This window comes from Sphingomonas aerolata, assembly GCF_003046295.1.
In the GTDB taxonomy this organism is placed as follows: Bacteria; Pseudomonadota; Alphaproteobacteria; order Sphingomonadales; family Sphingomonadaceae; genus Sphingomonas; species Sphingomonas aerolata.
In genome coordinates, this window is record NZ_PZZN01000003.1 from 232,552 (window position 1) to 257,629 (window position 25,078).

The window sequence follows — 25,078 nt, forward strand, 5'->3', positions numbered from 1 at the left end:
ACGCTCCAAAATTACCACCGCTCCACTTGAGAGGATACCGCCATGGCAACGACAACAGGGGACGCATCGCCCCTTGGTCACGTGAAGCAGAGCCAGCCACTGATCATCATCGCGTCGTCGCTCGGCGCGGTGTTCGAATGGTATGACTTCTATCTCTACGGGCTGCTCGCGACGATCATCACCGCGCAGTTCTTCTCGGGCGTCAACGAGACGACCGGGTTCATCTTTGCGCTCGCGGCGTTTGCGGCCGGGTTCGCGGTGCGGCCGTTCGGTGCGCTGGTGTTCGGGCGGATCGGCGATGTCGTCGGGCGCAAGAACACCTTCCTCGTCACGATGGCGATCATGGGCCTGTCGACCTTCCTCGTCGGTCTGCTCCCGAGCTATGCCTCGGTCGGCGTCGCTGCGCCGATCGCGCTGGTCGTGCTCCGGCTGCTGCAGGGCCTTGCGCTCGGCGGTGAATATGGTGGCGCTGCGACCTATGTCGCCGAGCATGCGCCGGACAAGAAGCGCGGGCTGTTCACCAGCTTCATCCAGACCACGGCGTCGCTCGGCCTGTTTGCAGCGCTGCTAATCGTGATCGGCGTGCGCACGCTCGTCGGCGAGGAGGCGTTCGCGGCCTGGGGCTGGCGCATCCCGTTCATCGTCTCGATCGCGCTGCTCGCAGTGTCGCTCTGGATCCGGATGCAGCTCGAAGAGAGCCCGGTGTTCCAGAAGATGAAGGAGGAGGGCAAAACCTCCAAGGCACCGCTGACCGAGGCGTTCGCCAAATGGGGCAATCTCAAGATCGTGCTGATCGCGCTGTTCGGTGCGGTCGTGGGGCAGGGCGTCGTGTTCTACACCAGCCAGTTCTACGCGCTGTTCTTCCTCGAAAAGAATCTCCGCGTCGACGGGCCGACGACGAATATCCTGATCGCAATCGCGCTGCTGATCGCGACACCCGCGTTCATCTTCTTCGGCTGGCTGTCGGACAAGGTCGGGCGGAAATGGATCATCCTGACCGGCTGTGCGCTCGCTGCACTGACCTATATGCCGCTGTTCCACGCGCTGTCGAAGGCAGCCAACCCGGCGCTCTATGCCGCGCAGCTGTCGTCGCCGGTCAGCGTCGTCGCCAACCCCGATGAATGCTCGGTGCAGTTCGATCCGGTCGGCAAGAACAAGTTCGACAGCAGCTCGTGCGACATCGCCAAGTCGTATTTGGCCAAGGCCGGCATTTCCTACACCAACGTCGTCGCACCGGCGGGCACGGTCGCACAAATCCATATCGGCGGCGCGACCATTCCGGTCGTCAATCCGGCGATCGTGACAGGGGCCGATCGTACTGCAGCGATCAAGGCGTTCGGCGCCGAGGTGAAGACCGCACTGACCGCGGTCGGCTATCCCGAAAAGGCGGACCCGGCGCAGATCAACAAGCCGATGGTCGTCGCGATCCTCGTCCTGCTCGTGCTGTACGTGACGATGGTCTATGGCCCGATCGCCGCGCTGCTGGTCGAACTGTTCCCGACGCGGATCCGCTATACGTCGATGTCGCTGCCCTATCATATCGGCAATGGCTGGTTCGGCGGCTTCCTGCCGACTGCGGCCTTTGCGATGGTCGCGGCAACCGGGGACATCTATTACGGGCTCTGGTACCCGATCCTGGCCTGTGCGGTCACCGCATTGGTCGGTCTGGTCTTCCTGCCCGAGACGTTCCGCCGCTCGCTGCACGGCTAAACGGTAGTATCGAGCAGTCCCGGGGTGCGGCAGCCGCCGCACCCCGGATCTGTTTCAGAACAGCGTCTTGAACAGTCCGGCATTGGTCTTGCCGAGCTCGACGATCGAATCCCCACGACCACTCATCACCGCTTTCGCCATATAGAGCGTGAAGCCCTTCATCTGTTCGAGCGTGATCTTGGGCGGCATCGACAGTTCGGTGCGCGCGGTAACGGCATCGAGCAGCGCGGGGCCCGGATGCGCGAGCACCTCGCGGACGCCCGCCTCGACCTCGCCAGGGTCGGTGACGCGAACGCCGTGCAGACCGATCGCGCGCGCCATCGCGGCGAAATCGGGATTGTCGAGCGCGACGCCGGTCTCGATCATCCCCGCCGCCTTCATCTCCATTTCGACAAAGCCGAGCGTGCCGTTGTTGAAGACGATGATCTTCACCGGCAAACCGAGCTGCCGAACGGTCAGCAATTCGCCCATCAGCATCGCAAGGCCGCCGTCGCCCGACAGGCTGACGATCTGCCGGCCGGGATAGGCGGCCTGCGCGCCGATCGCCTGAGGCAGGGCGTTTGCCATCGAGCCATGGTTGAACGACCCGATCAGCCGCCGGCGGCCGTTCATTTCCAGGTAGCGTGCCGCCCAGACAGTCGGGGTGCCGACGTCGCACGCGAAGACGGCGTCGTCGCTTGCGAGCTCGCTGACGACTCGCGCGACATGCTGCGGGTGGATCACGCCGCTGCCCGGGGTGCCGGTCGCGAGCTCGTCCAGGCCTTTGCGCGACTTGGCGTAATCCTCGCGTGCGTCGCGCAGGAAGGCGCCGTCGCGCTCGCGTGTCAGCAGCGGCAGGACATGGTCGATCGTCGCGCCGACGTCGCCGACCAAGCCGAGGTCTATCGCGGTACGGCGGCCGAGATTTTCGGGCCGCAGGTCGATCTGCGCCACCTTCGCCTTTTCCGGATAGAATTGGCGATAAGGGAAGTCGGTCCCGAGCATCAGCAGCGTGTCGCACTCCATCATCGCGTCATAGCCGGACGAGAAGCCGATCAGCCCGGTCATGCCGACATCATAAGGATTGTCATATTCGACGAATTCCTTGCCGCCGAGTGCATGGACGACCGGTGCCTGGAGCACGCCGGCAAGCGCGACGAGTTGCGCATGCGCCCCCCGACAGCCGCGACCCGCGAGGATCGTCACCTTGCCGGTGTCGTTCAGCAGCGCGGCAAGGCGAGCGAGCGAGCCCTGATCGGGGATGATCGTGGCCGCTTCGGGCAGCAACGCCGTGCGGGATCGGGCGATAAGGCCCGTGGTCGTGCGCAATGCAACATCGCCCGGCATCGCGACGACCGCGACGCCACGATGGCCGACCGCGGCACGGATCGCGGTGTCGAGCGTGCGCGGCATCTGATCGGCATCGGAGATCGTCTCGCAATAGACGCTGCATTCACGGAACAGCGCCTCGGGGCGGGTTTCCTGGAAATAATTGGAGCCGATTTCCGCGCTCGGTATCTGCGCGGCAATCGCCAGTACGGGCACGCGGGTCCGGTTGCAGTCGTACAGCCCGTTGATCAGATGCAGGTTGCCCGGCCCGCAGGAGCCGGCGCAGACCGCGAGCTTGCCGGTGAGTTGCGCTTCGGCGCCGGCCGCGAAGGCCGCCGCTTCCTCGTTGCGGACGTGCACCCATTCGATCGTTCCACGCCGCCTGAGCGCTTCGGTGAGGCCGTTCAGGCTGTCGCCGACCACACCATAGATGCGCTCGACACCGGCAAGCTCGAGCGTCTCGACGAACAGGTCGGCGATCAGGGTCTTGGGCATCGGGCGTCTCCGGGTCTCGAAAAAGGGTGAAGGTCGAGGCCTCAACGCGTCCCGGCGGCAAGTGACGCGGCGAAATCGCGGAATCGAACCTGGGAGCGGTACGGCCGGATCGTTGCAGAAATGTAACAAGTTCAAATTTTCGGTTGGAAAACGCGCGCGGATACGATCTCGTTACTCTGAATAGGTTGCATTCAAAATTTGGAGACCCGAGCATGCGCAACGGATCCCGGCAACATGCCGGGCCCATGACAAAGGATTGATTTCGGCACGGCCAGTATTGCGTGAGCAAACGACGTAAATCGTCGATAGACTTGGGGGAAGGATCCGAAAAGGCGCTCACCATTCGGGGGTAGCCTAATGAAGATCGCTCATCATATCTCGCGTCACGCCTTGATCGTCGCCCTTGCCGCTGGAGGGCATGTTTCCGCCAGTGCCCAAGAGCTTGCCCAGACGACAAACCCCGCCACGGTAGGATCGGCCAGCCCGCCGACAAGTGATGCGTCCGACGACATCCCCGACGACATCATCGTGACGGGGACGCGTGCGACCGGCATTACTGCTGCCGAAAGCGCGGCGCCGATCAAGGTGCTTGATGCCGACATGATGAGCCATGTCGGCCAGCCCAATCTGAACCAGATCCTGACGCAGCTGGTCCCGTCCTTCACCGCGCAGGCATTTGGCGGCGACACCGCGAACCTGACGCTGTCGGCGCGGTTGCGCGGACTGAGCCCCAACCACACACTCGTGCTCGTCAATGGCAAGCGCCGGCATGGCACCGCCAACCTCGCGGTGCTCGGCGGGCCCTATCAGGGCGCCGCGACCGCGGATCTCGACCTGATCTCCCCCTCGTCGATCAAGCGGATCGAGGTTCTGGAAGACGGCGCGGCGGCGCAATATGGCTCGGATGCGATCGCCGGGGTGATCAACATCATCCTCAAGGACGGCGATACGGGCGGCGATGGCTATGCAACCGCGGGCGAAAATTACCAGACGGGCGGACGGACCTATGCCGGGACGCTGCATCTCGCGACCAAGATCGGCGAGGACGGGTTCCTCAACGTGACCGCATTTCACCGCTATCACGACTTCACGCAGGTCGGCGGGCTCGACCGGCGGGTGACGGACGGTGATGGCAAGCTGCTCACCGGCACGACGTCGCCGGCGTTAAGTCCCCTGCAGCAGCAACTCTACCCGAATATTTCCAGATTTCCGTACGTCAATCGGATCAACGGTGATGCGCAATCCCGCCTCACCAACCTGCAATTTAACAGCGCCTACGACTTCGGCGCGGCGGAGGTGTACAGTTTCGGCACCTATTCGAAGCGGATCGCCAGCGCGTACGAAAATCTGCGCGTACCGACGCGGGTCTCGCGGACGGTCGGCGGGGTCACGACCTATTTCGATCCTGACGGCGACAGCCCGGTCAACGGCTTTTCACCGCGCGAAAAGATCCGCGAGGACGACATGGCGTTTACCGGCGGGGTTCGCGGACTGCTGAGCGGTTTCACTTACGACCTGTCGACCAGTTTCGGGCAGGACAAGAACCTGATCTACACCGTCGATTCCGCCAACGCCTCGCTCTACGCGGATACCGGATTTACGCCGACGCGCTTCTATAACGGCTTCTTCAAGGCGACCGAGTTCACCGCGAACGCCGATGTCACCCGCGAGATCGCGGTGGGCATGGCGGCCCCGCTGAACCTCGCATTCGGCGCGGAGTATCGAAAGAACGTGTACGAGATCGGCTCGGGCGATGCCGCATCGATCTACAAGGAGGGCGGGCAATCCTATCCCGGGTTCCGGCCATCCGATGCGGGCGTGAACGGCCGCAACAGCCAGGCGGCCTATGTCGATGTCGCGATGATGTCGATCGACGGGCTGAAGGTCGATGTCGCCGGACGCTATGAACATTATTCCGATTTCGGCAGCAAGTTCATCTACAAGGGGACGAGCCGGTACGATTTCTCGGACGCGTTCGCGCTGCGCGGCACGGTCTCGACCGGGTTTCGGGCGCCGACGCTCGCGGAGTCCTATTATTCCGCAACCAATGTCTCGCCGACGTCCGCGTTCGTGCAGTTGCCGGCCAATTCCGCCGCGGCCAAGCTCCTGGGGTTTGCCAATCTCAAGCCGGAGAAATCGACCAATTTCAGCCTGGGTACCGTGCTGCGTCCGGCACCACGCCTGACGATCACGATCGACGCCTATCAGGTCAAGATCCGCGACCGCATCCTCGGGACCGGTTCGCTCTACGGCAGCGGTGGTGCGACCAACTTCCCGATCGTGACCGCGGCCATTCGGGCGAACGGCAACATCCTCGACCCGACCGTCAATCAGACCGGGATCAACATCTTCACCAACGGCGCGGACACGCGGACGCGCGGCATCGATCTGGTGGCGAGCTACGTCACCGATCTTGCCGACTATGGCAAAGTGAACTGGATGCTGTCGGGCAACTATAACGAGACCAAGGCGCTCAGGCTGAATGCGGCGCCTGCGACGCTCGGCGGCATCCCGCTCTTCGACGATGAGGCGATCAGCTATCTCGAGACGGCGTCGCCCAAGACCAAGGTGATCGGTTCGATCGTCTATGCGCTGGACAAGTTCGGTGCGACGCTGCGCGGGACCGTCTACGGCAAGACGACGGCGTATCTGACCCCGGATGGCGGCGCATATTACAAGCAGACGGTGGGGTCGGCGTTCATCGGCGACGTCGAGCTCAACTATGACCTGACCGCCGCACTCAAGCTGTCGGTCGGTGCCAACAACCTGTTCAACAAGCGGCCGCCGACCGTCGGGCTGGTGCCGGGGTCGACCAACTCGCTGGTCAACGACGCCAATGTCCTCGACGGGCCGCTGACGTTCAGTCCCTACGGCATCAACGGCGGCTATTATTACGCGCGCTTCAATATCAGCTTCTGACGAGATCGGGCGCGGCGTTCGGCGGCCGCGCCCGAACCTGCCTGCACGTCAGGCGGGGGCCATGACCGACAGGATATCATCGACCTGTGCGGTGGCGAAGGCGGTATATTCGTCGCCGATCGCATAGGGCAGCAGGATGCGGCGCCCCTGCAACAGCCCGCCACAGCTATAGGTGACGTTCGGCACATAGCCGCCACGCTGCTCCGCGCTCGGGAACAGGAGCGGGGAGGGCGTGCGCGCCAGCACGCGGCTGGGGTCCGCCTTGTCGAGCAGACACGCGCCGATGCAATAGCCGCGGACCATGCCGACGCCGTGGGTGAAGACAAGCCACCCCTCGTCGATCTCGATCGGGGATCCGCAATTGCCGAGCTGCACGAATTCCCACGGATATTTCGGTGCCATGATCGGCATCCCGCGCTCCCAGGTGTAAAGATCGTCCGAGCGGAGCAGCCAGATCGTCTCGCTGTCCTGCCGTCCGAGCATCACGAACTGGCCATCGATCCGGCGCGGGAACAGCGCCATGCCCTTGTAGCCGGTCATGGCGCCGGCGAGGGGGCGCATTTCGAAGGTCCGCATGTCGACGCCGCGGAGCATTTCCTGCTGAACCTTGCGTCCGTCGAACGCGGTATAGGTCCCGATGATGCTGCGAACGCCATCATGATCGGTGAAATTGACGAGGCGCAGATCCTCGACACCCTGGCGCTGGCTGGGCAGGACGGGAAAGATGACCGTTTCCGACGCGTCCTGGCTGTCGTCGCACAAGAGCCGGACCCAGCCATCCTGGTTGCGGTCAATTCGTGGCGGCACACCATGCGGGCTTGCCGAATCGATCACGAGGCGATCGTCGGGTCCCCATTCGCCGGTACGGAACGTAACCGAGGAGATATGTCCTTCGCCGATGCCGCGCAACGACAGCACGAACTTGACGCCGCCCGTAGCCGATCCGGGTTCGTCGTCGATCCGCGCGATGCTCGGATTGAAAAGGGCCGCCGACTCGAACGCATATTCCTGACTGAAATAGGCGCCCAGCAGCAGGGCCTCGTCGGCGTCGATGTCGCCGATATCAAGCTCATCCTGAACCTCGGCAAAGCGGCGGCGGAAGACGTCATCGGCATTGCGATGCCGCTCCTCCATCGGTTTCGCCAGCAGTTCGACCATGCGTTTGCGCAGCGCGGGGTCGAGTGCCATCACCCGCTGCGCCACCTTTTGCGCGCGCGATGGACGATCGGCCGCAAATGCCTCCGGATAGCTGAAGCTGAACGGGCGGATCACCGTTCGCGAAGGATCGGGCTTGAGTTCGATCTCAAGCTTCTTGAAGACGTTGGCAGCTTCCATGCGCAGACCTTTCATCGGGCGGCGTCCTGCATGCGCACACCCTTGCCCCGTTCAGCGATAGACCGCGCTTTTATATCCATGGATCGCATCCCCGGGGCGGATTTCCCTATGACCTGCTACTCGCGGCCCTGACCGGATATCGTGCAACAACTTTGCTATTGATAACCACTCGCAAACTTCTGTAGGGCATGAGCATGCAGGCCACCCCGCAGCGCACGCCGGACCTAAGGCGAACGGCAACGTCGCCGCGGCGTCGGTTGCGTCCTGCGGTCGTGCCGATGATTGCCCGGATCGGGACCGCGCTGGTCGGCGGCTATGTCCTGGCCTCCGCGGGTGCGACGCTGATCGCGCGGCTGCTGCCAGTGGACCGTGCCGAGGCCACCAGTTGGGGAATGATCCTCTCGTTCCTAGTCTACGCAATCGCCGTGCTCTGGAGCTTTCACGAGCCACGCGTGATGCGCGTCATGCTCGGCATCTGGGGCGGCAGCGTGGCGATCGGTCTGGCACTGGCCTTGCTCGGCGTCCGCCCATGACGGCTGCGTTGCCGCTGCGGCAGAGCATGGCGTGGGTCCATGGGTGGCTGGGACTGCTCGCGGGATGGCTGTTGTTCGCGATGTTCCTGACGGGGACGGCAAGCTATTTCCGGCCCGAAATCACCCAGTGGATGCAACCGGAAATCCGCGCGAGCACGGTGTCGCCCGCGCAGGCGGCGCAAGGCGCGATGACCTATCTGCAGCGGATCGGCGCGGGTGACGACGTCCAGTGGTTCCTCTATCTTCCCGATGCCCGCTCGGCGGTGACACGCGTCTTCGAGCAGCGGAGTCCGACGTCGACGGCACCGCCGCGTCCCGCCGAACTCACGCTCGATCCCCGCAGCGGTGAGCCGGTCCGTGCCCGCGAAACGCGCGGCGGCGAGCATTTCTATCGGTTCCACTTCCAGCTTCAGCTGCCCTATCCCTGGGGGCGCTGGCTGGCCGGGCTGTGTGCGATGGTGATGCTCTCGGCGATCGTGTCGGGGGTGATCACGCACAAGCGGATCTTTGCCGATTTCTTCACCCTGCGCTGGAACAAGGGACAGCGGAGCTGGCTCGATGCGCATAACGTCTCGGCCGTGCTCGCGCTGCCCTATCACGCTATGATCACCTATACCGGGCTGATCACGCTGGTGGCGATGTACATGCCGTGGCCGGCGATGGTAAATTACAAGACGCCGCTCGATTACGGGGCGGTCGCATTCGGCATTCCGACCGAACGCGCCGCGACCGGCATTGCCGCCCCGCTGCTGCCGATCGAGCCGATGATCGAGAAGGCCGAAGCAGTACTCGGCGCACCTGCGACGCGGGTCGTGGTGCGCCATCCCAACGACCGCGCGGCGACGGTGACCGTCTATCGACATGCCAGCGTGTCGATCAATGCGCGGCTGCCATCGGTGACCTATTCCGGAAGCACCGGGCAAATGCTCGAGCGATCGGGCGGCACCGGGCCCGCGCTGATGACCGCGGGGGTGATGCTCGGTCTGCACGTCGCGAGCTATGCGGGTACCGGGCTGCGCTGGGCCTATTGCCTGCTCGGCCTGACCGGCGCCGCAATGGTCGGTACGGGCCTGTTGCTCTGGACGACCAAGCGGCGGCGGCCGGGCGCGGCGCCGTTTCCGGGGCTGACGCTTGTCGAGCGCTTGAACATCGCGGTGATTGCCGGGCTGCCGTTCGGGATGGCGGCGTATCTCCTGGCGAACCGGGTAATTCCCGCCGATGCAGCCGGGCGCGCGGATGGCGAAGTCGCCGCGATGTTCTGGGCCTGGGGGGCGGTCGCAGTCATGCAGCTGGCCCGATCGCCGCGACGCGCCTGGATCGAGGGCTTCGCGATCGGTGCCATCGCCTTTGCCGCAATTCCGGTCATCAATGCCGTCACGACCGCGCGCGGTCTGCCGGCCTCATTGCGTGGCGACGACCCGGTATTTGCCGGGTTCGACCTGACCATGCTCGCGATCGCCACCGTGCTGGGGATGGCAGCATGGCGTGTCGCGCATCTTCGTCCGGCGGCTCCGGTACGACGTCCTGCCCGTGGAGTGGTTCATGCTTGAAACGATCATCGTCACGCTGGCGGGCTGGATGCTGCTCGCGGCCTCCGCGTTTCGCTATCGCCGGGATCTCGGGATCACCGCACCCGGGACGATCCAGCTGTTGCGGATCGCCGCCGCCGCCGCACTGACGCTGGCGTTCCTGCGGTGCGGGGCGCCGGTCAGCGGCGAACGCGTCGTGCGGTTTCTGGGTGGCGGCTCAATCGCGGCGGTCATCATGGTCGGCACGCTGTCGGTCGCGCCGATGTTCATGCTCCGACCCGTTGTACTGATCCTCGGCATGGCGCGTGCCCTACGACCCTCGAAAGACGAACACCGCACCGCCTCGGCCTGACGGCGGAAGCGGTACGGAGGGTTCCGGTCACTAGCGATCGGCCTCGGGGCTAAATCCGCCACCGTTGTGCCGGATCATAACCATCCTAGCGATTTACCGCGGCAGCCGGTGCGCGGGGTGGCGTTTGCGCGACGGGTGTGCCGACGGGTGCCGATGGCGGCGTGACACCGACTACGGATGGCGCGCAACCGGGAACCGTGGACGGCGCCATTGCACCGGGAGGGGTCAAGTTCGCGCCGCCCGGTGGCGGTGGCGGCGGACCATCGCGGCCGGGCGCACCGGGACCACCAGGACCGTGAGGAATACCGGGGCCATGCGGCGGCGGACCGCCCGCGGGGCCGGCGGCGACGATCCGCCCATTCGGATCGACCAGATAGGACGCGCGCAGCTGTCCGTTGTCGTAGCGCCCCTGTACCGTCATCGTCGCACCGGCAGTGACGCCATCTCCGTTGCGGCCGGCATCGATCATCGTCCGCCCGGTTGCGTCCTGAAGGACGAAGCGGTCACCGTAGATCTCGACCACACGGCCCTTCACCGTCACCACGCCGCTCGTACCAGACAGTCGGGCGATCGCGGTCGGCGTGGTCGGCGCCATCTCGATGCCGGGCCGCGTCAGTGATACGGCGCCGGCGCCGCCGGCGACGCCGACTGCAAGCAGGGCGGCAGCGGCGAGCTTCATCCGCGTTCCGCGGTTCATTGTGTCCATCAAACGGGGCATTCATCGTCTCCTCTTCGTGTCGATGACCGGCTTCTAGGCACCGCATCCCCACGCCCCGCTGAACTTCCCCGTTCAGTTTGGGTTTAGCGTGCACAGCTAGCGAGGTCGTCATGCGTATATTGCTCGTCGAGGACGATCCCGATCTCGGCCCCGCGCTGGCCAAGGCCTTGCGAGGCGAGAACTGCGCGGTGGATCTTGCCGCAAATGGCGTCGATGCAGGGCATCTGGGCGACACCGAGGCCTATGACGCCGCCGTGCTGGATCTTGGCCTGCCGGGCCGGGACGGCGTCACGATCCTGCGGGACTGGCGGGCGGCGGGGCGCGACCTTCCCGTGCTGATCCTCACCGCGCGCGACGGATGGTCGGACAAGGTGGCGGGGTTCAAGGCGGGGGCCGATGACTTCATGACCAAGCCGTTCCGCGTCGAGGAACTGGTCATGCGGCTGCGCGCGCTGGTGCGCCGGGCGGCGGGGCATGGCGCCACGCGGCTCGAATGCGGTCCGCTCGCGTTCGAGACGCAGACGGGCCAGTTCGAGCTCGACGGTCTGCCGGTCAAGCTGACTGCGCTCGAATGGCGGGTGCTGTCGGCGCTGATGCTGTCGAAGGACGCGGTGATCGAGCGCCTGGCGCTGATGGAGCGTGTCTATGAGGGCGATGCGGATGTCGACTCGAACAGCCTCGAGGTGATCGTGGGTCGACTGAGAAAGAAGATCGGTTCGTCGCTGATCGATACCGTGCGTGGCCGGGGCTACCGGCTCGCGACGCCGACACCCCGATGAGGCTGATCCCGCGGTCGATCCATGGGCGGATGCTCGGCCTTTCGCTGCTCGCCACCCTCGTCGCGCTCGTGGTCGCGGGTGCGGCGATCGCCGGCGTGCTGCAGCGGTTCGTCACCCAGGGGCTCGACCAGCGGCTCGATGCCGAATTGTCGCTGCTTGCCGGTGCGGTCGATGGCGATGGGCGGATCGACCGGGCGCGGCTGACACGGCTTCGTGGCCTGCTCGATGCCGGCCCCGGCTGGCAATGGCAGATCAGCGGCCCGGCACAGACGGTGAGTTCCGCCGAATTTCCGACGCTGCGGACGCCCGGCCCGGCACCGCGAGACGCGCTGCGCGGGGAAGGCAAGGAGCGTCCGCAACCACTGGAGGGACGCGACGGGGTCCACGCTCGGCGGATTTCGATCGCGACCGACGCGGGGCCGGTGGTGCTGACCGCGGCGGCACCGCGCGACGTCGTCGCCCGACCGATCCAGGCGGCGGTGGTGCCGTTGCTTGCGACGCTCGGCATCCTTGGCATCGTGCTGGGCGTTGCGACGCTGGTGCAGGTGCGGATCGGGTTGCGACCGCTGCGCGCGTTGCGCGACGGTGTAGCCGCGATGCGCAGGGGGGCCACCAGTATTTCCGAAGCGCAGCCCGACGAGCTTCGTCCGCTCGCGATCGAACTGAACGCACTCGCGCGGGACAACGCGTCGGCGCTCGCGACCGCGCGCGCGTCGGCGGCCAATCTGGCGCACGCGCTGAAGACCCCCGTCGCGACGCTTGCACTCACGGTGCGTGACGATCCGGCCCAGGCGGCGCAGCTCGCCCGGATTGACGCGACGATCCGGCATCATCTTGCCCGGGCACGCAACATCGCGGGCGGTCATGCGAGCAGCACCGCACTCGCCCCCGCGATCGCCGATCTGGTGTCGACGATCCGGCGGCTGAGGATGGAGCGCAGCATCGTGATCGATGCGGCGATCGACCCGGCGCTGCACGTCGCGGTCGATGCCGCGGATCTTGACGAGCTGGCGGGCAATCTGATCGACAATGCCGCACGACATGCGCGAACGACGGTGCATGTCGCCGCAAGGGTCGATCAGGGCATGATCCGGCTCAGCGTCGTCGACGATGGACCGGGCATCGCGCTGGCGGACCGCCAGCGGGCGACCGACGCTGGCGTGCGGCTCGACGAACGTGAGGACGGCCATGGGTTCGGCCTGGCGATCGCGCGCGAACTCGCAGCGCTGTATGGCGGCGTGCTGGTCCTCGACGATGCCGCGGGCGGCGGGCTCTCGGCTTCGGTCACCATGCCGATCGGTACCGCGGTCTAGGATTGGCCCGAATGCGCGGCGATCAGGTCCGCGGCGTTCGGACGGCGCAGGATGCGGATGCTATCATCGCGATAATCGATCAGCCCCATCGAGACAAAGGCGTCGAGCCATCCCTGCATCGGCCACCAGCCCCAACGCGCTTTGAATATCGTTGCGTTGCGGACGATGTCGTCGAGATGCTGGACGGGCAGATCATAGCTGTCGTGATATTGATGACAGGCGATCGCACCGCCGACGAAGATTAGCGGGGTTTGTGCATGCTCGGCGCGAAAGCCGAAGTCGGTGTCTTCCGCGCCATAGCCGACAAACGCCTCGTCGAAGCCGCCCAGCGCGTCGAACCGCGACCGGCGGATCGCGAACGCCAGCGACCAGAACAGGCCGGGATTGGTTTCGCGCCGCGTGCCCGTCGCGGGAAAACTGCGCACCGGATGTGGCCGCCCGGTCGCCAGCAGGACCTCTTCGTTCCACGCCGAACGCGCGTCGTTCGGCCCGAGATAGCGGATATCCGCGCAAAGCAACGCATCGTCCTCATCGAGCACCGCACCCATCCTGCCGAGGCACTGCGCCATCGGGATACAGTCTACGTCGAGGAACAGGAGATGTGCCGACCGCGCGTGCCGTGCTGCAAGGTTGCGCGCGGCGGCAAGCGCGAGGGTGCCGGTCTGCAGCCGATGGACGTAGACGGGGAAGGGCGCCTCCGGCTGCGCGACCGGGGTGCTGCTCATGTCGACGACGATCAGTTCGGCGGGGGCGACCGCGCTCCGTTTCAGGCCCTCGATCAGCTGGATCAGATGGGGTTCGCGGTCCTTCACGAGGGTCAGGACGGAGAGCGGCGTCATCGCAGGGACCACAGGTCGAGGCGGTACGCGTCTTTTCGTTCGGCGCGCTCGACCGCGACGCCGCCGAGCCGATCCCGTAGCTTGGTGACGGCTGCGTCGCCGGTCTGTGGATAGTCGGTATCGCCTGTCCAATGCACTAGTATGATCCGGCAATCGGGCGTGGCGCTGGCGCGAATCGCGGCGGCTGCGCGCTCGATGTCAGCGTCGTCCCAGTAATAGACGACCTCCGACAGCACGACGAGATCGAACGCGCCGTCGGGCGTCTCGGCCGGGAAGCCACAGCGGGCGATCGTGACGTTGGGCAGTGCGGCGCAGCGCGACCGGGCAAGCTCGACCGCGCGCAGGCTGATGTCGATCGAGGTCAGAGTATCGCACAAAGGCGCGAGCCGAGCGGTCAGCACGCCGTGGGCGCAGCCGATCTCGAGGGCCGAACTATAGCGCCGATCGTCGAGCTCGGCGATCGTCGCATCGAACTTTGCGGATTCATACGGGCTCGAGGCGAGCGACCAGGGGTCATCGTCGCCGGTGAAGACGTCGTCGAAATAACGCGCGTCGAGGCTATGGTCGGGTCGCATGTCGGTTCGCCAGATAGAGGAGATCGGTGCCCGGCATCCGCTGTTGCGCGCGCGGCAGGCGAAACCCGTCGCCCATCAATCCGGTCAACTGGCTGCGGTGCGCGCGGAGCGCGGCGCTGCGCCGGGCGGTCGGCATCGCCGCGGTACGGAGGACGCGCTTCCCTTCGGGGCGTTCGCCCCAGACGGCATATTCGAAAACCGCGACCGGCCTGCGCGCCGCGTGCGCAGCATGCACCGCAAGCGTGAAGCACGCGGCATGGTCACAATGGGGCTCGCCTGCCGCGGTGGTTGCGATCGCGTCGACCGCGTGCCGGCGCAACAGGGTCGCCAGTTGCCGGACGGATCGCCCGAACGCGGTGCTTCCGGGGCGGTGCGGGTTTGCATCGTGCCAGTCGAGAAACCGCGGGACGATCCGCCGTCCGCCGGTCAGCAGCGCGACGGCATGCCGTGCCTCACTGCGCCGTCGCCGGATAAGCGCGCTACGATCCGCCGGCGTCGGGCAGGGATGCGAACCCGATCCGTCGGTCAGGATCATCACACCGGCAAGGCGATTGCGCGCCGCCGTATCCGCGATCAATGCCCCCGTGCCGAGTGTTTCGTCATCGGCGTGCGGCGCCAGCACCAGCCACCGCGCGCTCCGCCACGGAGTTCGGCTCAGTGCAGTCGCGGGGGTCACCACAAGCGGTCGCCGGCGCCCCAGACGTCGCGGTCGAGCCAGGCGAGCGCCGCCTGATCGCGCGCATAGTCGGGGCCTGCCTGACGCAGATAGAGGCTGAGGTCGCGGCTGATCTTGTCCGCGCGCTCACCATCAAACGCGCTGCGCGTACCGAGCAAACGCGCGGTGGCTTCCATGACGTCGAGCGCAGCACGTTCGACGACCCCGCGAGTCATCTGGACGAAGATGGTGGCGTCGGCCTCCTCACGTGCGGCACGTCCCGCAGCCTCGCGGATCCACAGATAGGCGGTGCGCGCGGCAACGACCGCCTCGGCGAAGCGCGCACGCTGGACGGGATCGCCGCGTGCAGTGTCGGACAAGGCGCGCCGGGTCTCGGTCAGCAGCCCCTCCATGCCGCCAAGCTGAACCGCCAGGAACCGCCATGCGCCCGCGGTGAACCGGGGTTCGCGGTCATAGTCGCCCGGTGCGCCTAGCGTCTGCATGACGCCGGCGGGATAGCCCGAACATTCGTAGCGACCACTCATGCTCGCGCGCATGCCGCGCACGCGCCAGCGGGACGCGTCGGTACGCACGGGATCATCGGCCGGGATGACGACGATCGGACGCTGGCCCGCCGCCGGACGCGCGGTGACGATCGCGTAATCGATACCGCCGGCGCCGCTTGCGAAGTGCTTGGCCCCATCGAGCACAGGGCCGTCAGGACCGTCGGTTACCGCGACGCCGGGCGGAGGCTCGGTCGCCCAGACGCCGAACCAGGCGCCGCGGTCGAGTTCGGTATCGAGCCAAGCGAGCTGATCCGCCGATGCATACCAGTCGAACAGCGCGAGCGCGTTGACATGGCCCTCGAACAGCCGCCCGACGCTAAGGTCACCGCGTCCGACCGTCCGCAGCGCATCGAGCAGCTCGTCCGGTGCACCACTGGCCTGGCCGCCCAGTGCACGCGGGGCGAAACGCCGGTGCAGGCCGTGGCGGACCAGTGCCGCCATGCTGTCGGCGGGAAACGCCGGGGCGGCATCATAACGCTCGCCGCAGGAGGCGAGCGTCTCGACGAGGTCTAGGGACGGGATTGCGGGGGCCGGCCGCGAGATCAGGCCGCTCATCGGTCGAGGCCCAACGGCATGTCGCAGCGCATCGCCGGGAGCAGCGGTTCGTCGCGGGCGACGCCGGCATCACCGCCCGGCTGGTCGCGTCGCATCCGTCGCCACGCCGCGCGTGCGCGCCACTGATCGAACGACGGCAGAAAAGTGGACTCGCCGCGCGCCACCCGATCGGACAGCACCTGCATATGGTCCGCCATGCCCCCGGTCGCGCGACCGATGGTGCGCGCTGACACACGGGTCCACACACTCATCGGATGACCGAGCCGACCGCCTGCCGCGACCGCCGCCTCGACCAGTGCGCGGTCTTCCCCGGCGGGGATAGCGGGGACACCGCCCGCCGCACGGTAGAGCGGGGCAAGAATTGCCAGGCTCGCGCCGGTATGATCTCCGTGACGGGGCGCCGGATCCCAGCGGCACGGATCGATGTCGTCCTCGATCGCGCGAACACACGCCCAGTAGCGGTCGAGCTTGATCTGCATCGCATCCATGTCCGCCGCGAGCGGTTCGGCATCGTCGACGACGATCCGGCCGCCAACGATATCGAGCCCTGCGTCGATCGCGCGAAGCATCGCCGAGATCCAGTCGGACGGCGGCCGGGTATCGGCATCGGTGGAGATGAGAACGCCGCGATCCGGATCGATGCGTGCCAAGCCAGCCTCCATCGCCAGGCGTCGTGCGGTGCCGGCATGCGCACGCTCGGGCGGAAGATCGTAGCAAGCTACGGCGAGATGCAGTCGCTCGCCCCAGGCTGCCTGTGCCCGGGCCACCGCGGCGACGCTGTCATCGACGGTGTTGTTGATCAAGATCGAGACGCGGATCGGTCCATCCACGTCCTGTCGCGCGAGGGCGTCGAGCAGAATTGGCAGACGGTCTGCCTCGTCACGCGCGGGCACGCATACGCAGAAGCGGGCGTCCGTCATGCCGCCCCCGCCAATGTGATCGGATAGTCAGACGCGCGGCCCCGTGCGGCGTGGCGCGTCGGCTGGATCATCTCTTCGTACAAATCCTCATAGCGGTCGATCATGACGTCGGCGTCGCAGATCGCCTCCGCCCGCAGGCGGCAGGCACGGCGGTCGAGCAGCACCGCCCGCCGCGCGGCATCCGCGAGCGATGCGACATCGTCCGCGCGTGCGAGCGTGCCACAGGACTCGTCGAGGAGCGCCGGAATCGCGCCGCGCGCAAAGGCAGCGACGGGCGTCCCGGACGCGAGGGCTTCGGCGACCACCAGCCCGAACGGCTCCTCCCAGCGGGGCGTGCAGAGAAACGCACTCGCGCCGCCGACGAGTTCGCCGAGTGCTGCATGCTCGAGATGGCCGACATGCGTGACGTCGGCGCCAAACCGCGGCAGGATCTCGGCCGCGTAGTAATCCGGATCGGAGATCGGTCCGGCGATGCGGAGCGGATAGCCTGCCAGCCTCGCCGCGTCGATCGCCAGATGAAGGCCCTTTTCGGCAACGATCCGCCCATACCAAACGAGATAGCGGTCGGGACTTGCGGCAGGTTGGAAGGGGAAGCTCGCAAGGTCGATACCGTTCGGGATCGTCCGGTCGATCGGCGTCACGTGGCTCCACAGACCGCGAATCGTATCGGATACGGCAACGAACCGCATCGATGGTGACTTGCAGAGGCGGATGCCGCTTTCCAGCCAGCAGAACGGGGGTGTGTGCAGCGTCGTGACCATCGGCGTATCGAGCGTTTCCGCCATCGAGACGGGAAGATAGTGGAGCGAGTTGTTGTGGATGACGTCGAACCGTCGATTTCTCAGCATGCTCATCAGCCGCAGATAGGCATGGTGTTCGCGGAAGAACGTCACGTCCTGCGCTTCGGCGGTGCCGGTTTCGAGAAGCGAGGTTTCGTCGCAGATTGCCTCGAGCCCCATTGCCGGATCGGATTTCATCGATGCGAATACTGTGACCGCATGTCCACGTCGGCGTAACGCGGTCGCCAACAGGTGCGTATGCATCTCGAGGCCACCGGCAAAAGGCTCGCGGATGGCATATTTGAGATGCGCAATAATCGCGATTCGCATTCCGACCCCTTCACCAGCGATCACGATCTAAGTCGCGTCGATTCGGTGAGAAACGCATCAATTCGGCTTTTATGTCCGCTACTCGGACCGGGTTTGTGCTAATCTATATCAATACTATAGCGGGTCACGGTCAGGCTGCATGTCGGGATGTGCAGCGGCGAAGGCCGGCAGGGTCGCGGCGTTCGCGGCGGCGGTGGCCAGACAGGGGTAGCGTGAGAGATCGACGGCGAAGCGTTCGGCCGCATAGACCTGCGGCACGAGATAGCAGTCGGCCAGCGTCGGCGTGGCGCCAAAGGCATAGCCGTCGCCATGGCGAGCGATCTGTGGCTCGATCGCATCGAATCCCGCGGTCATCCACCGCGCGATCCAGGCTGATACCTGCTCGGGCGTCGCGGCGAAATCGGCCCTGAGCGCGTCGAGGATTCGTAGATTGTTGACCGGATGAATGTCGCACCCGATCGTTGCCGCAATGCTGCGCACGATCGCGGCCTCGGTCGGGTCGGCGGGCAATAGCGGCGGCGCGGGATAGGTCGCGTCGAGCCATTCGAGGATGGCCGGCGACTGCGTCAGGATCGTGCCGTCGCCAATGTCCAGCGCGGGCACCAGCCCTTGCGGGTTAAGCGCGAGATAGCGCGCGTCACGCTGCGCGCCGGTCCTGAGATCGTGCGTGCATTGCTCATAGGCGCATTGCTTCAGGTTCAGCGCGATCCGCACACGGTACGAGGTCGTCGACCGCCAATAGCCGTGCAGGATCATGCCGGCAGCACTGCCTTGGGGAAATCGGCCCAGACCGCGTCATAGTCGAGCTGGGCATGCTCCAGCGCATGCGGGGTCGGCCGGTAGGGCCAGCAGCTCTCGACCATGAAGGCCATGGTCCCGTCGATCTTGTGCGGCTTGAGATCGGCGTTGGTCGCGGCGGTCCAGCTCTCGAGATCGGGGCCGTGGCCTGCCATCAGATTGTGCAGGCTCAGACCGCCGGGCGTGAAGCCGGCCGCCTTGGCGTCATAGGCGCCGTGGATCAGCCCCATCGCCTCCGACATGACGTTGCGGTGGAACCAGGGCGGGCGGAACGTGTCTTCGGCAACCATCCAGCGCGGCGGGAAGACGACGAAATCGGCATTGGCGCGGCCGGGTACGTCGGAGGGCGAGGTCAGAACGGTGAAGATCGACGGATCGGGATGGTCGAAGCTCACCGTATTGATCGTGTTGAACCGCGCGAGATCATAGCGCCACGGCGCCAGATTGCCGTGCCACGCCACGACGTCGAGCGGACTGTGCTCGAGCGTTGTGCACCACAGCGATCCCATGAATTTCTGGATTACCTCGAACCGCGTGTCGCGATCCTCGAACCAGGCGACCGGCGTTTCGAAATCGCGCGGATTGGCCAGCCCGTTCGCGCCGATTGGACCTAGATCGGGCAGACGGAACAGCGCGCCATGGTTTTCCGCGACATAGCCCGTTGCTTGCCCATCGGGTAGCAAAGCCCGGAAACGAACACCGCGCGGGATGAGCGCGATCTGGCCGGGCGCGACCATGATCCGCCCAAGCTCGGTCAGGAGTTCGAGCCGCCCCGCTTGGGGGATGAAGAGCAGTTCGCCATCGGCATCGACAAAGACCCGCGCGGTCATATCGCGGTTGGCGGCATAGAGGTGGACCGCGACGCCCTCCAGATCCGCAGGATCGCGGGTAGAAAGCATCGTCGTCATGCCGTCGATCAGGTCGGTGCCCGGGGAGGGTGGCGCGCTCGGATCCCAGCGCAGCCGGTTGGGCGCCAGCAGACCGTCCTGCGCGCCCGCGGTGAAGCGTGTGGCGCCGTCATATCGGACATAGGGCGGATGTTCGGCGGTGGGGCGCATGCGGTACAGCCAGCTCCGCCGGTTCTCGTGACGCGGTGCGGTGAAGGCCGTGCCCGACAGCTGCTCGGTGTACAGCCCGAAGGGGGGCCGTTGTGGCGCATTGCGGCCGATGGGTAGCGCGCCTGCGACGGCCTCGGTCGCGACATGGTTGCCGAAACCCGAAATATAGCCGGTGTCGGCCGGGTCGTTGGCCATCGTAACACTCTCCTCGCGCACCCCTGTTCGACGTGCCGCGGGGGCCGGGGGTTTCAAGAAGGACGATGGCCCCCGGCCAATATGGTGTCAACTGTTACCAGTTTGCGCCGCTTTCGCCTCCTGCCGGAAGCGGTGAAGCAGGGGTTCGGTATAGCCGTTCGGCTGATCGAGGCCTTCGAAGACGAGCGCCCGGGCGGCGCGATAGGCAAGGCTGGTCGCTGCGGGCCCGGCCATCGGCCGATAGTGCGGATCGGAAGCGTTCTGCGCGTCGACCTTGGCTGCCATCTTCACAAAGGCGGCATCGACCTCGGCGGGCGTCGCGATGCCGTGAAGCATCCAGTTCGCCATATGTTGCGAGCTGATCCGCAGGGTCGCGCGATCTTCCATCAGGCCGATGTCATGAATGTCCGGCACTTTCGAGCAGCCGACGCCCTGGTCGATCCAGCGCACGACATAGCCGAGAATGCCCTGCGCATTGTTCTCGAGCTCGTCGCGGATCTCGTCGAGGGACCAGTTATGGCCGTGTGCGAGCGGGATCGTCAGCAGCTTCTCGAGCGGCGTGACGGGCTCGCTCTGTCGTGCCGCCTGCCGCGCGAAGACGTCGACCCGGTGGTAATGCGTCGCGTGGAGCGTCGCCGCGGTGGGCGAGGGGACCCAGGCGGTGTTGGCGCCGGTCATCGGATGCGCGATCTTCTGGTCGAGCATGTCCGCCATGCGATCGGGGGCTGCCCACATGCCCTTGCCGATCTGCGCGCGACCGCTGAGGCCGCAGGCGAGGCCGATCTGGACATTGCGATCCTCATAGGCGGCGATCCAGGCGCTGGCCTTCATCTCGCTCTTGCGGATCATCGGTCCGGCGCGCATCGCGGTGTGCATCTCGTCGCCCGTTCGATCGAGGAACCCCGTGTTGATGAACACGATGCGGTCCTTCACCGCGGCGATACAGGCGGCCAGATTGGCCGAAGTGCGGCGTTCCTCGTCCATCACGCCGACCTTGATCGTGTGGCGGTCGAGGCCGAGCAGATCCTCGACCGCGTCGAACAGCCGATTGGTGAAGCCCGCTTCGTCGGGGCCGTGCATCTTCGGCTTGACGATGTAGATCGAACCCTCGCGGCTGTTCCGGAAGCGGCCGGTGCCGTTCAGATCGTGAAGCGCGATCAGCGCGGTCACGATCCCGTCGAGTATGCCCTCGGGCGCCTCCGTCCCATCGGGCAGATGGATTGCGGGTGTGGTCATCAGATGGCCGACATTGCGGACGAACAACAAGCTGCGCCCCGGCAGGACGATCTCCGACCCGTCCTGCGCGGTGTAGCGCCGGTCGTCCTCCAGCGACCGGGTCAGCGTCCGGCCTCCCTTGTCGAACTGCGCCTCCAGATCGCCCTTCATCAGGCCCAGCCAATTGGCATAGGCCGCGACCTTGTCGTCGGCGTCGACCGCTGCGACCGAGTCCTCAAGGTCGACGATCGTCGTGAGCGCGGATTCGAGCCGGACATCGGCGAGTCCGGCGGGGTCGGACGCGCCGATCGGATGGTCGCGATCGATGACAAGTTCGATGTGCAGGCCATTGTGGCGCAACAGGATCGTGCTGCCGGCATGGCCGCGGAGCTGATCCGGTTGTGCCAGCACGGGCGGGCTGCCGTCCCAGTCGGTCCACGAACCCGTCGCAAGCGGCACGCTGGAATCGAGGAACGCCTTGGCCCAGGCGATCACCTGTGCACCGCGGTCCGGATCATAACCCCGACCCGACGGCGTTCCGGGGATCACGTCGGTGCCGTAGAGCGCGTCGTACAGGCTGCCCCAGCGTGCGTTTGCGGCGTTGAGGACGAACCGGGCATTGAGGATCGGCACGACCAGCTGCGGGCCTGCCAGCCGTGCCACCTCGTCATCGACGCGGATCGAGGTCGCCACGAACGGCGCAGGCTCTTCGACGAGATAACCGATCTCACGGAGGAAGCGCGCCTGGGCATCCGGATCGACGGGGCGGCCGCCAAGCGCGCCGTACCAGGCGTCGATCTTCGCCTGCAGCGCATCGCGGCGAGCAAGCAGATCGCGATTTTCGGGTGCGAAGCGGGCGTAGATGTCGGCCATTCCGGACCAGAAGGCGGACGGGTCGACTCCCGTGCCGGGCAGCGCCTGGTCTTCGAGGAACCGTGCCAGCGGTGCGGCGACACGCAACCCCGCCTTGTCTATCATGCCGTCTGACGTCGCGGTCATCGCTCTCTCCCTATCTGACGATCATCCTATACGACCGCCAGGCTGTTCGGTAGACGATCAAGTGTTTAAGCTGTCGATCACTGGGGGAATGAATGGATCCGGATGCAGCTTTGTTCGTCGACGTCGTCGCGGCCGGAAGCCTGAGCGGAGCTGCCCGCTTGCGCGGCATCTCGCCGGCGATGGTATCGAAACGGATCGTCCGCCTAGAGATGCGGCTCGGAGTGCGCCTGCTCAATCGTACGACGCGGCGGCTCGAGCCGACGGCGCGAGGCGAGCGATATCACGCGGACATGGTCGCGATCCTTGCCGCGATCCGGGAGGCCGAGGGGCGGGTCGGCGACCGGGCCGCCGGGCCGAGCGGTCCGCTCCGCGTCAGCGCGCCGACGTCGTTCGGGCGCTTGCATATCGCACCTCGGCTCAAGCCCTTTCTCGATGCGCATCCCGACATCGCGCTCGAACTAAATCTGTCAGACGGTTTTTCGGACCTGCTCGGCGAAGGGATCGACCTCGCGATCCGGATCGCGCCGACGGTCGAGCCGGGTTTTGACGCGCACCGGCTGGGCGACAGCCGCCGGGTCCTGTGTGCCGCACCCGCCTATCTCGAAATGGTGGGAATTCCCGGCAGCGCGGCGGCGCTGGGTGATCATCGTCTGCTCGCGGCGCGCGGCCAAATGCCGTGGCGGCTGACGGGGCCTGACGGCGATTTCACGATCGATGCCGCGAGCCACGTCCGCACGAATTCGAGCGAGGTCGTGAGAGAACTCGCGCTGTCGGGCGTCGGGATCGCGCTGCGGTCGCTGTGGGACGTCAGCAGCGATCTGGCGGCGGGGCGGCTCGTTCGCGTCCTGCCGGCGATCGAGGGGAGCGCGGATGTCGGGATCTTCGCGCTGCACCCGCGCGGCGCAGTGCCGTCGTCGGTTGTCGCACTGCTCGACTATTTACGGACGCTGTGGACACCGTCACCGCCCTGGGCCGGCTGATCGAGCGCGCTGGTCACCGCGTCGATCCGGCGGAGCATCGCCGTGAACGCGGCGACTTCGGCCGGGTCGAACTGCGCAAAGATCCGCGCCTCCAGATCGCGTGCCTTGGGTGCGACCGCAGCGTAAAGCGTGCGCCCGGCATCGCTGAGCATTAAAAGGTGCGAGCGACGGTCGCTGGCATTGGCGCGCCGTTCGAGAAGGCCGCGCTCGACCAACGCAATGGCCGCGCGGCTTACCGTAACCTTGTCCATGCGCGTACGATGACCGATTTCCGCCTGCGTAATGCCGCCGGTTTCCGCGATGACGGCGACCAGTCGCCATTCGGGGATCGAGAGGCCGAACAGCGATTCATAGCTGCGCGCGATCGTGTCGCTGACGAGGTTCGACGTGAACGACAGCCGGAACGGGATGAAGTCGTCGAGCAGCAGCGGGCGGTCGGATGGGGCGGTCATGGCACGGGATAGTATCAGTTGACACGATCTGCGCAAACGCGCAGTTGGTATCCAACGATACTATAAAGCTGTGAGAGGCTGTCGCATCATGGAGCATATGGACGTCAACCCGATGGGGTTGGATGGTTTCGAGTTCTGCGAGTTCACATCGCCCGATCCGGCGGCGATGGGCAAACAGTTCGAGCAATTGGGTTTCGTGCCCGCGTCCCGGCATCCGACCAAGGCAGTGACCCGCTACAAGCAGGGTCGCATCAACCTTCTGCTCAATGCGGAGCCGACTGGGCAGGCGGCGACGTTCCGCGCCGACCATGGTCCTTCGGCTAATGGCATGGCGTTCCGTGTTGCCGATGCCAAGGCGGCCTTCGACGCTGCGTTGGCACGCGGTGCGAAGTCGGCCGATGCGTCGCTGGGGGCGCTGGGCGACGAGAGCTACGCGCTGGAGGGGATCGGCGGATCGTTGCTCTATCTCGTCGACCGTCATGGCGGCGCGGGCAGCCTGTACGATGCGTGGGATCAGATCCCAGGTGCGGCAGAGGCCGAGGCCGAGAATTCGGTCGGTCTCGATCTGCTCGACCATCTTACCCACAACGTAAAGCGCGGGCAGATGCGGACCTGGTCGACCTTTTACGGCCAGATTTTCGGGTTCGAAGAGCAGAAATATTTCGACATCAAGGGCAAGGCGACGGGCCTGTTCAGCCAGGCGATGATCGCGCCCGATCGCGCGATCCGGATCCCGCTGAACGAGAGCCAGGACGACCACAGCCAGATCGAGGAGTTCATCCGCGATTACAACGGCGAAGGCATCCAGCATCTCGCGCTGACCACCGACGATATCTACACGACCGTCGAGAAACTGCGGGCTCGCGGCGTCCGGCTGCAGGACACGATCGAGACCTATTACGAACTGGTCGACAAGCGTGTGCCGAACCATGGCGAAGATCTCGAGCGGCTGCGGCGCAACCGGATCCTGCTCGACGGCAATGTCGGCGAAGAGGGGCTGCTGCTCCAGATCTTCACCGAACCGCTGTTCGGGCCGATCTTTTTCGAGGTCATCCAGCGCAAGGGCAATGAGGGGTTCGGCAACGGCAACTTTCAGGCGCTGTACGAATCGATCGAACTCGACCAGATCCGGCGTGGGGTGATCACGGTCGACGCGTGACGACGTCATGAC

At 65.9% G+C, this 25,078-nt stretch carries 22 protein-coding genes; 9 read left to right on the forward strand and 13 right to left on the reverse strand.

Features of this window, described 5'->3' with window-relative positions:
* Nucleotides 1-42 precede the first annotated feature (42 nt).
* Nucleotides 43-1,710, forward strand: coding sequence for an MFS transporter (locus C8J24_RS13575; protein WP_031395000.1), 1,668 nt, complete (start codon nt 43-45; stop codon nt 1,708-1,710).
* Between the two features lie 54 nt (nt 1,711-1,764).
* Here the strand turns inward: C8J24_RS13575 and poxB are convergent, their stop codons facing one another.
* A complete protein-coding gene (gene poxB / locus C8J24_RS13580; protein WP_107933176.1) occupies nt 1,765-3,513 on the reverse strand; it encodes a ubiquinone-dependent pyruvate dehydrogenase in 1,749 nt (582 codons plus the stop codon).
* Between the two features lie 357 nt (nt 3,514-3,870).
* On the opposite strand from poxB, the gene C8J24_RS13585 reads away from it, so the two are divergent.
* Nucleotides 3,871-6,432, forward strand: coding sequence for a TonB-dependent receptor plug domain-containing protein (locus tag C8J24_RS13585; RefSeq protein WP_107933178.1), 2,562 nt, complete (start codon nt 3,871-3,873; stop codon nt 6,430-6,432).
* A 48-nt stretch (nt 6,433-6,480) separates the two neighbouring features.
* On the opposite strand, the gene C8J24_RS13590 is transcribed toward C8J24_RS13585, so the two are convergent.
* A complete protein-coding gene (locus C8J24_RS13590) occupies nt 6,481-7,767 on the reverse strand; it encodes a glycoside hydrolase family 130 protein (RefSeq protein WP_107933181.1) in 1,287 nt (428 codons plus the stop codon).
* A 278-nt stretch (nt 7,768-8,045) separates the two neighbouring features.
* On the opposite strand from C8J24_RS13590, the gene C8J24_RS13595 reads away from it, so the two are divergent.
* The 3 genes from C8J24_RS13595 to C8J24_RS13605 are packed head-to-tail and all read left to right on the forward strand — an operon-like array spanning nt 8,046 to nt 10,181.
* Nucleotides 8,046-8,300: an iron transporter gene (locus C8J24_RS13595; RefSeq protein WP_107933183.1), complete on the forward strand. Its 255-nt coding sequence runs from the start codon at nt 8,046-8,048 to the stop codon at nt 8,298-8,300.
* A complete protein-coding gene (locus tag C8J24_RS13600; protein ID WP_107933185.1) occupies nt 8,297-9,850 on the forward strand; it encodes a PepSY-associated TM helix domain-containing protein in 1,554 nt (517 codons plus the stop codon). The genes C8J24_RS13595 and C8J24_RS13600 overlap by 4 nt, the downstream gene beginning before the upstream one ends.
* The gene (locus tag C8J24_RS13605) at nt 9,843-10,181 is read left to right on the forward strand and encodes a hypothetical protein (RefSeq protein WP_107933187.1); all 339 of its coding nucleotides are present in this window, start codon (nt 9,843-9,845) and stop codon (nt 10,179-10,181) included. Before C8J24_RS13600 ends, C8J24_RS13605 begins: the two co-directional genes overlap by 8 nt.
* A gap of 85 nt (nt 10,182-10,266) precedes the next feature.
* On the opposite strand, the gene C8J24_RS13610 is transcribed toward C8J24_RS13605, so the two are convergent.
* Nucleotides 10,267-10,899, reverse strand: a complete 633-nt coding sequence (locus tag C8J24_RS13610) for a hypothetical protein (protein ID WP_146163687.1) — start codon at nt 10,897-10,899, stop codon at nt 10,267-10,269.
* A gap of 110 nt (nt 10,900-11,009) precedes the next feature.
* Between C8J24_RS13610 and C8J24_RS13615 the strand changes: the two genes are divergently transcribed.
* Nucleotides 11,010-11,678, forward strand: coding sequence for a response regulator (locus tag C8J24_RS13615; protein ID WP_107933191.1), 669 nt, complete (start codon nt 11,010-11,012; stop codon nt 11,676-11,678).
* Nucleotides 11,675-12,991, forward strand: a complete 1,317-nt coding sequence (locus C8J24_RS13620) for a sensor histidine kinase (RefSeq protein WP_244180718.1) — start codon at nt 11,675-11,677, stop codon at nt 12,989-12,991. The genes C8J24_RS13615 and C8J24_RS13620 overlap by 4 nt, the downstream gene beginning before the upstream one ends.
* On the opposite strand, the gene C8J24_RS13625 is transcribed toward C8J24_RS13620, so the two are convergent.
* The 9 genes from C8J24_RS13625 to C8J24_RS13665 form a co-directional block, all read right to left on the reverse strand.
* Nucleotides 12,988-13,830 (reverse strand): glycosyltransferase family 2 protein, encoded by an 843-nt coding sequence (locus tag C8J24_RS13625; protein ID WP_107933193.1) that lies wholly within the window; start codon nt 13,828-13,830, stop codon nt 12,988-12,990. The genes C8J24_RS13620 and C8J24_RS13625 overlap by 4 nt on opposite strands.
* On the reverse strand, nt 13,827-14,405 hold the full coding sequence (locus C8J24_RS13630; protein WP_107933195.1) for an SAM-dependent methyltransferase: 579 nt from the start codon (nt 14,403-14,405) through the stop codon (nt 13,827-13,829). Before C8J24_RS13630 ends, C8J24_RS13625 begins: the two co-directional genes overlap by 4 nt.
* Nucleotides 14,389-15,027: a PIG-L deacetylase family protein gene (locus C8J24_RS13635; RefSeq protein ID WP_244180719.1), complete on the reverse strand. Its 639-nt coding sequence runs from the start codon at nt 15,025-15,027 to the stop codon at nt 14,389-14,391. Before C8J24_RS13635 ends, C8J24_RS13630 begins: the two co-directional genes overlap by 17 nt.
* A 50-nt stretch (nt 15,028-15,077) precedes the next feature.
* Complete coding sequence (locus C8J24_RS13640) at nt 15,078-16,181, reverse strand: acyl-CoA dehydrogenase family protein (protein ID WP_107933199.1); 1,104 nt, start codon at nt 16,179-16,181, stop codon at nt 15,078-15,080.
* Complete coding sequence (locus C8J24_RS13645; RefSeq protein ID WP_107933201.1) at nt 16,178-17,101, reverse strand: glycosyltransferase family 2 protein; 924 nt, start codon at nt 17,099-17,101, stop codon at nt 16,178-16,180. The genes C8J24_RS13640 and C8J24_RS13645 overlap by 4 nt, the downstream gene beginning before the upstream one ends.
* A complete protein-coding gene (locus tag C8J24_RS13650; protein WP_107933203.1) occupies nt 17,098-18,210 on the reverse strand; it encodes a glycosyltransferase family 4 protein in 1,113 nt (370 codons plus the stop codon). Before C8J24_RS13650 ends, C8J24_RS13645 begins: the two co-directional genes overlap by 4 nt.
* A 114-nt stretch (nt 18,211-18,324) precedes the next feature.
* On the reverse strand, nt 18,325-18,966 hold the full coding sequence (gene maiA, locus C8J24_RS13655) for a maleylacetoacetate isomerase (protein WP_107933205.1): 642 nt from the start codon (nt 18,964-18,966) through the stop codon (nt 18,325-18,327).
* Nucleotides 18,963-20,261, reverse strand: coding sequence for a homogentisate 1,2-dioxygenase (gene hmgA, locus C8J24_RS13660; RefSeq protein ID WP_107933207.1), 1,299 nt, complete (start codon nt 20,259-20,261; stop codon nt 18,963-18,965). Before hmgA ends, maiA begins: the two co-directional genes overlap by 4 nt.
* 87 nt (nt 20,262-20,348) lie before the next feature.
* Complete coding sequence (locus tag C8J24_RS13665) at nt 20,349-22,475, reverse strand: malate synthase G (protein WP_244180720.1); 2,127 nt, start codon at nt 22,473-22,475, stop codon at nt 20,349-20,351.
* Between the two features lie 92 nt (nt 22,476-22,567).
* Here C8J24_RS13665 and C8J24_RS13670 point away from each other — a divergent pair, with 92 nt between their 5' ends.
* On the forward strand, nt 22,568-23,455 hold the full coding sequence (locus tag C8J24_RS13670) for a LysR family transcriptional regulator (protein ID WP_107933208.1): 888 nt from the start codon (nt 22,568-22,570) through the stop codon (nt 23,453-23,455).
* Here C8J24_RS13670 and C8J24_RS13675 read toward each other — a convergent pair.
* Entirely contained in the window at nt 23,410-23,907 is a 498-nt protein-coding gene (locus C8J24_RS13675) for a MarR family winged helix-turn-helix transcriptional regulator (RefSeq protein WP_056675947.1), read from the reverse strand. The two genes, C8J24_RS13670 and C8J24_RS13675, sit on opposite strands and share 46 nt — an antisense overlap.
* Nucleotides 23,908-23,995: 88 nt before the next feature.
* Here C8J24_RS13675 and hppD point away from each other — a divergent pair, with 88 nt between their 5' ends.
* Nucleotides 23,996-25,066 (forward strand): 4-hydroxyphenylpyruvate dioxygenase, encoded by a 1,071-nt coding sequence (gene hppD / locus C8J24_RS13680; RefSeq protein ID WP_056675945.1) that lies wholly within the window; start codon nt 23,996-23,998, stop codon nt 25,064-25,066.
* Nucleotides 25,067-25,078: the final 12 nt, after the last annotated feature.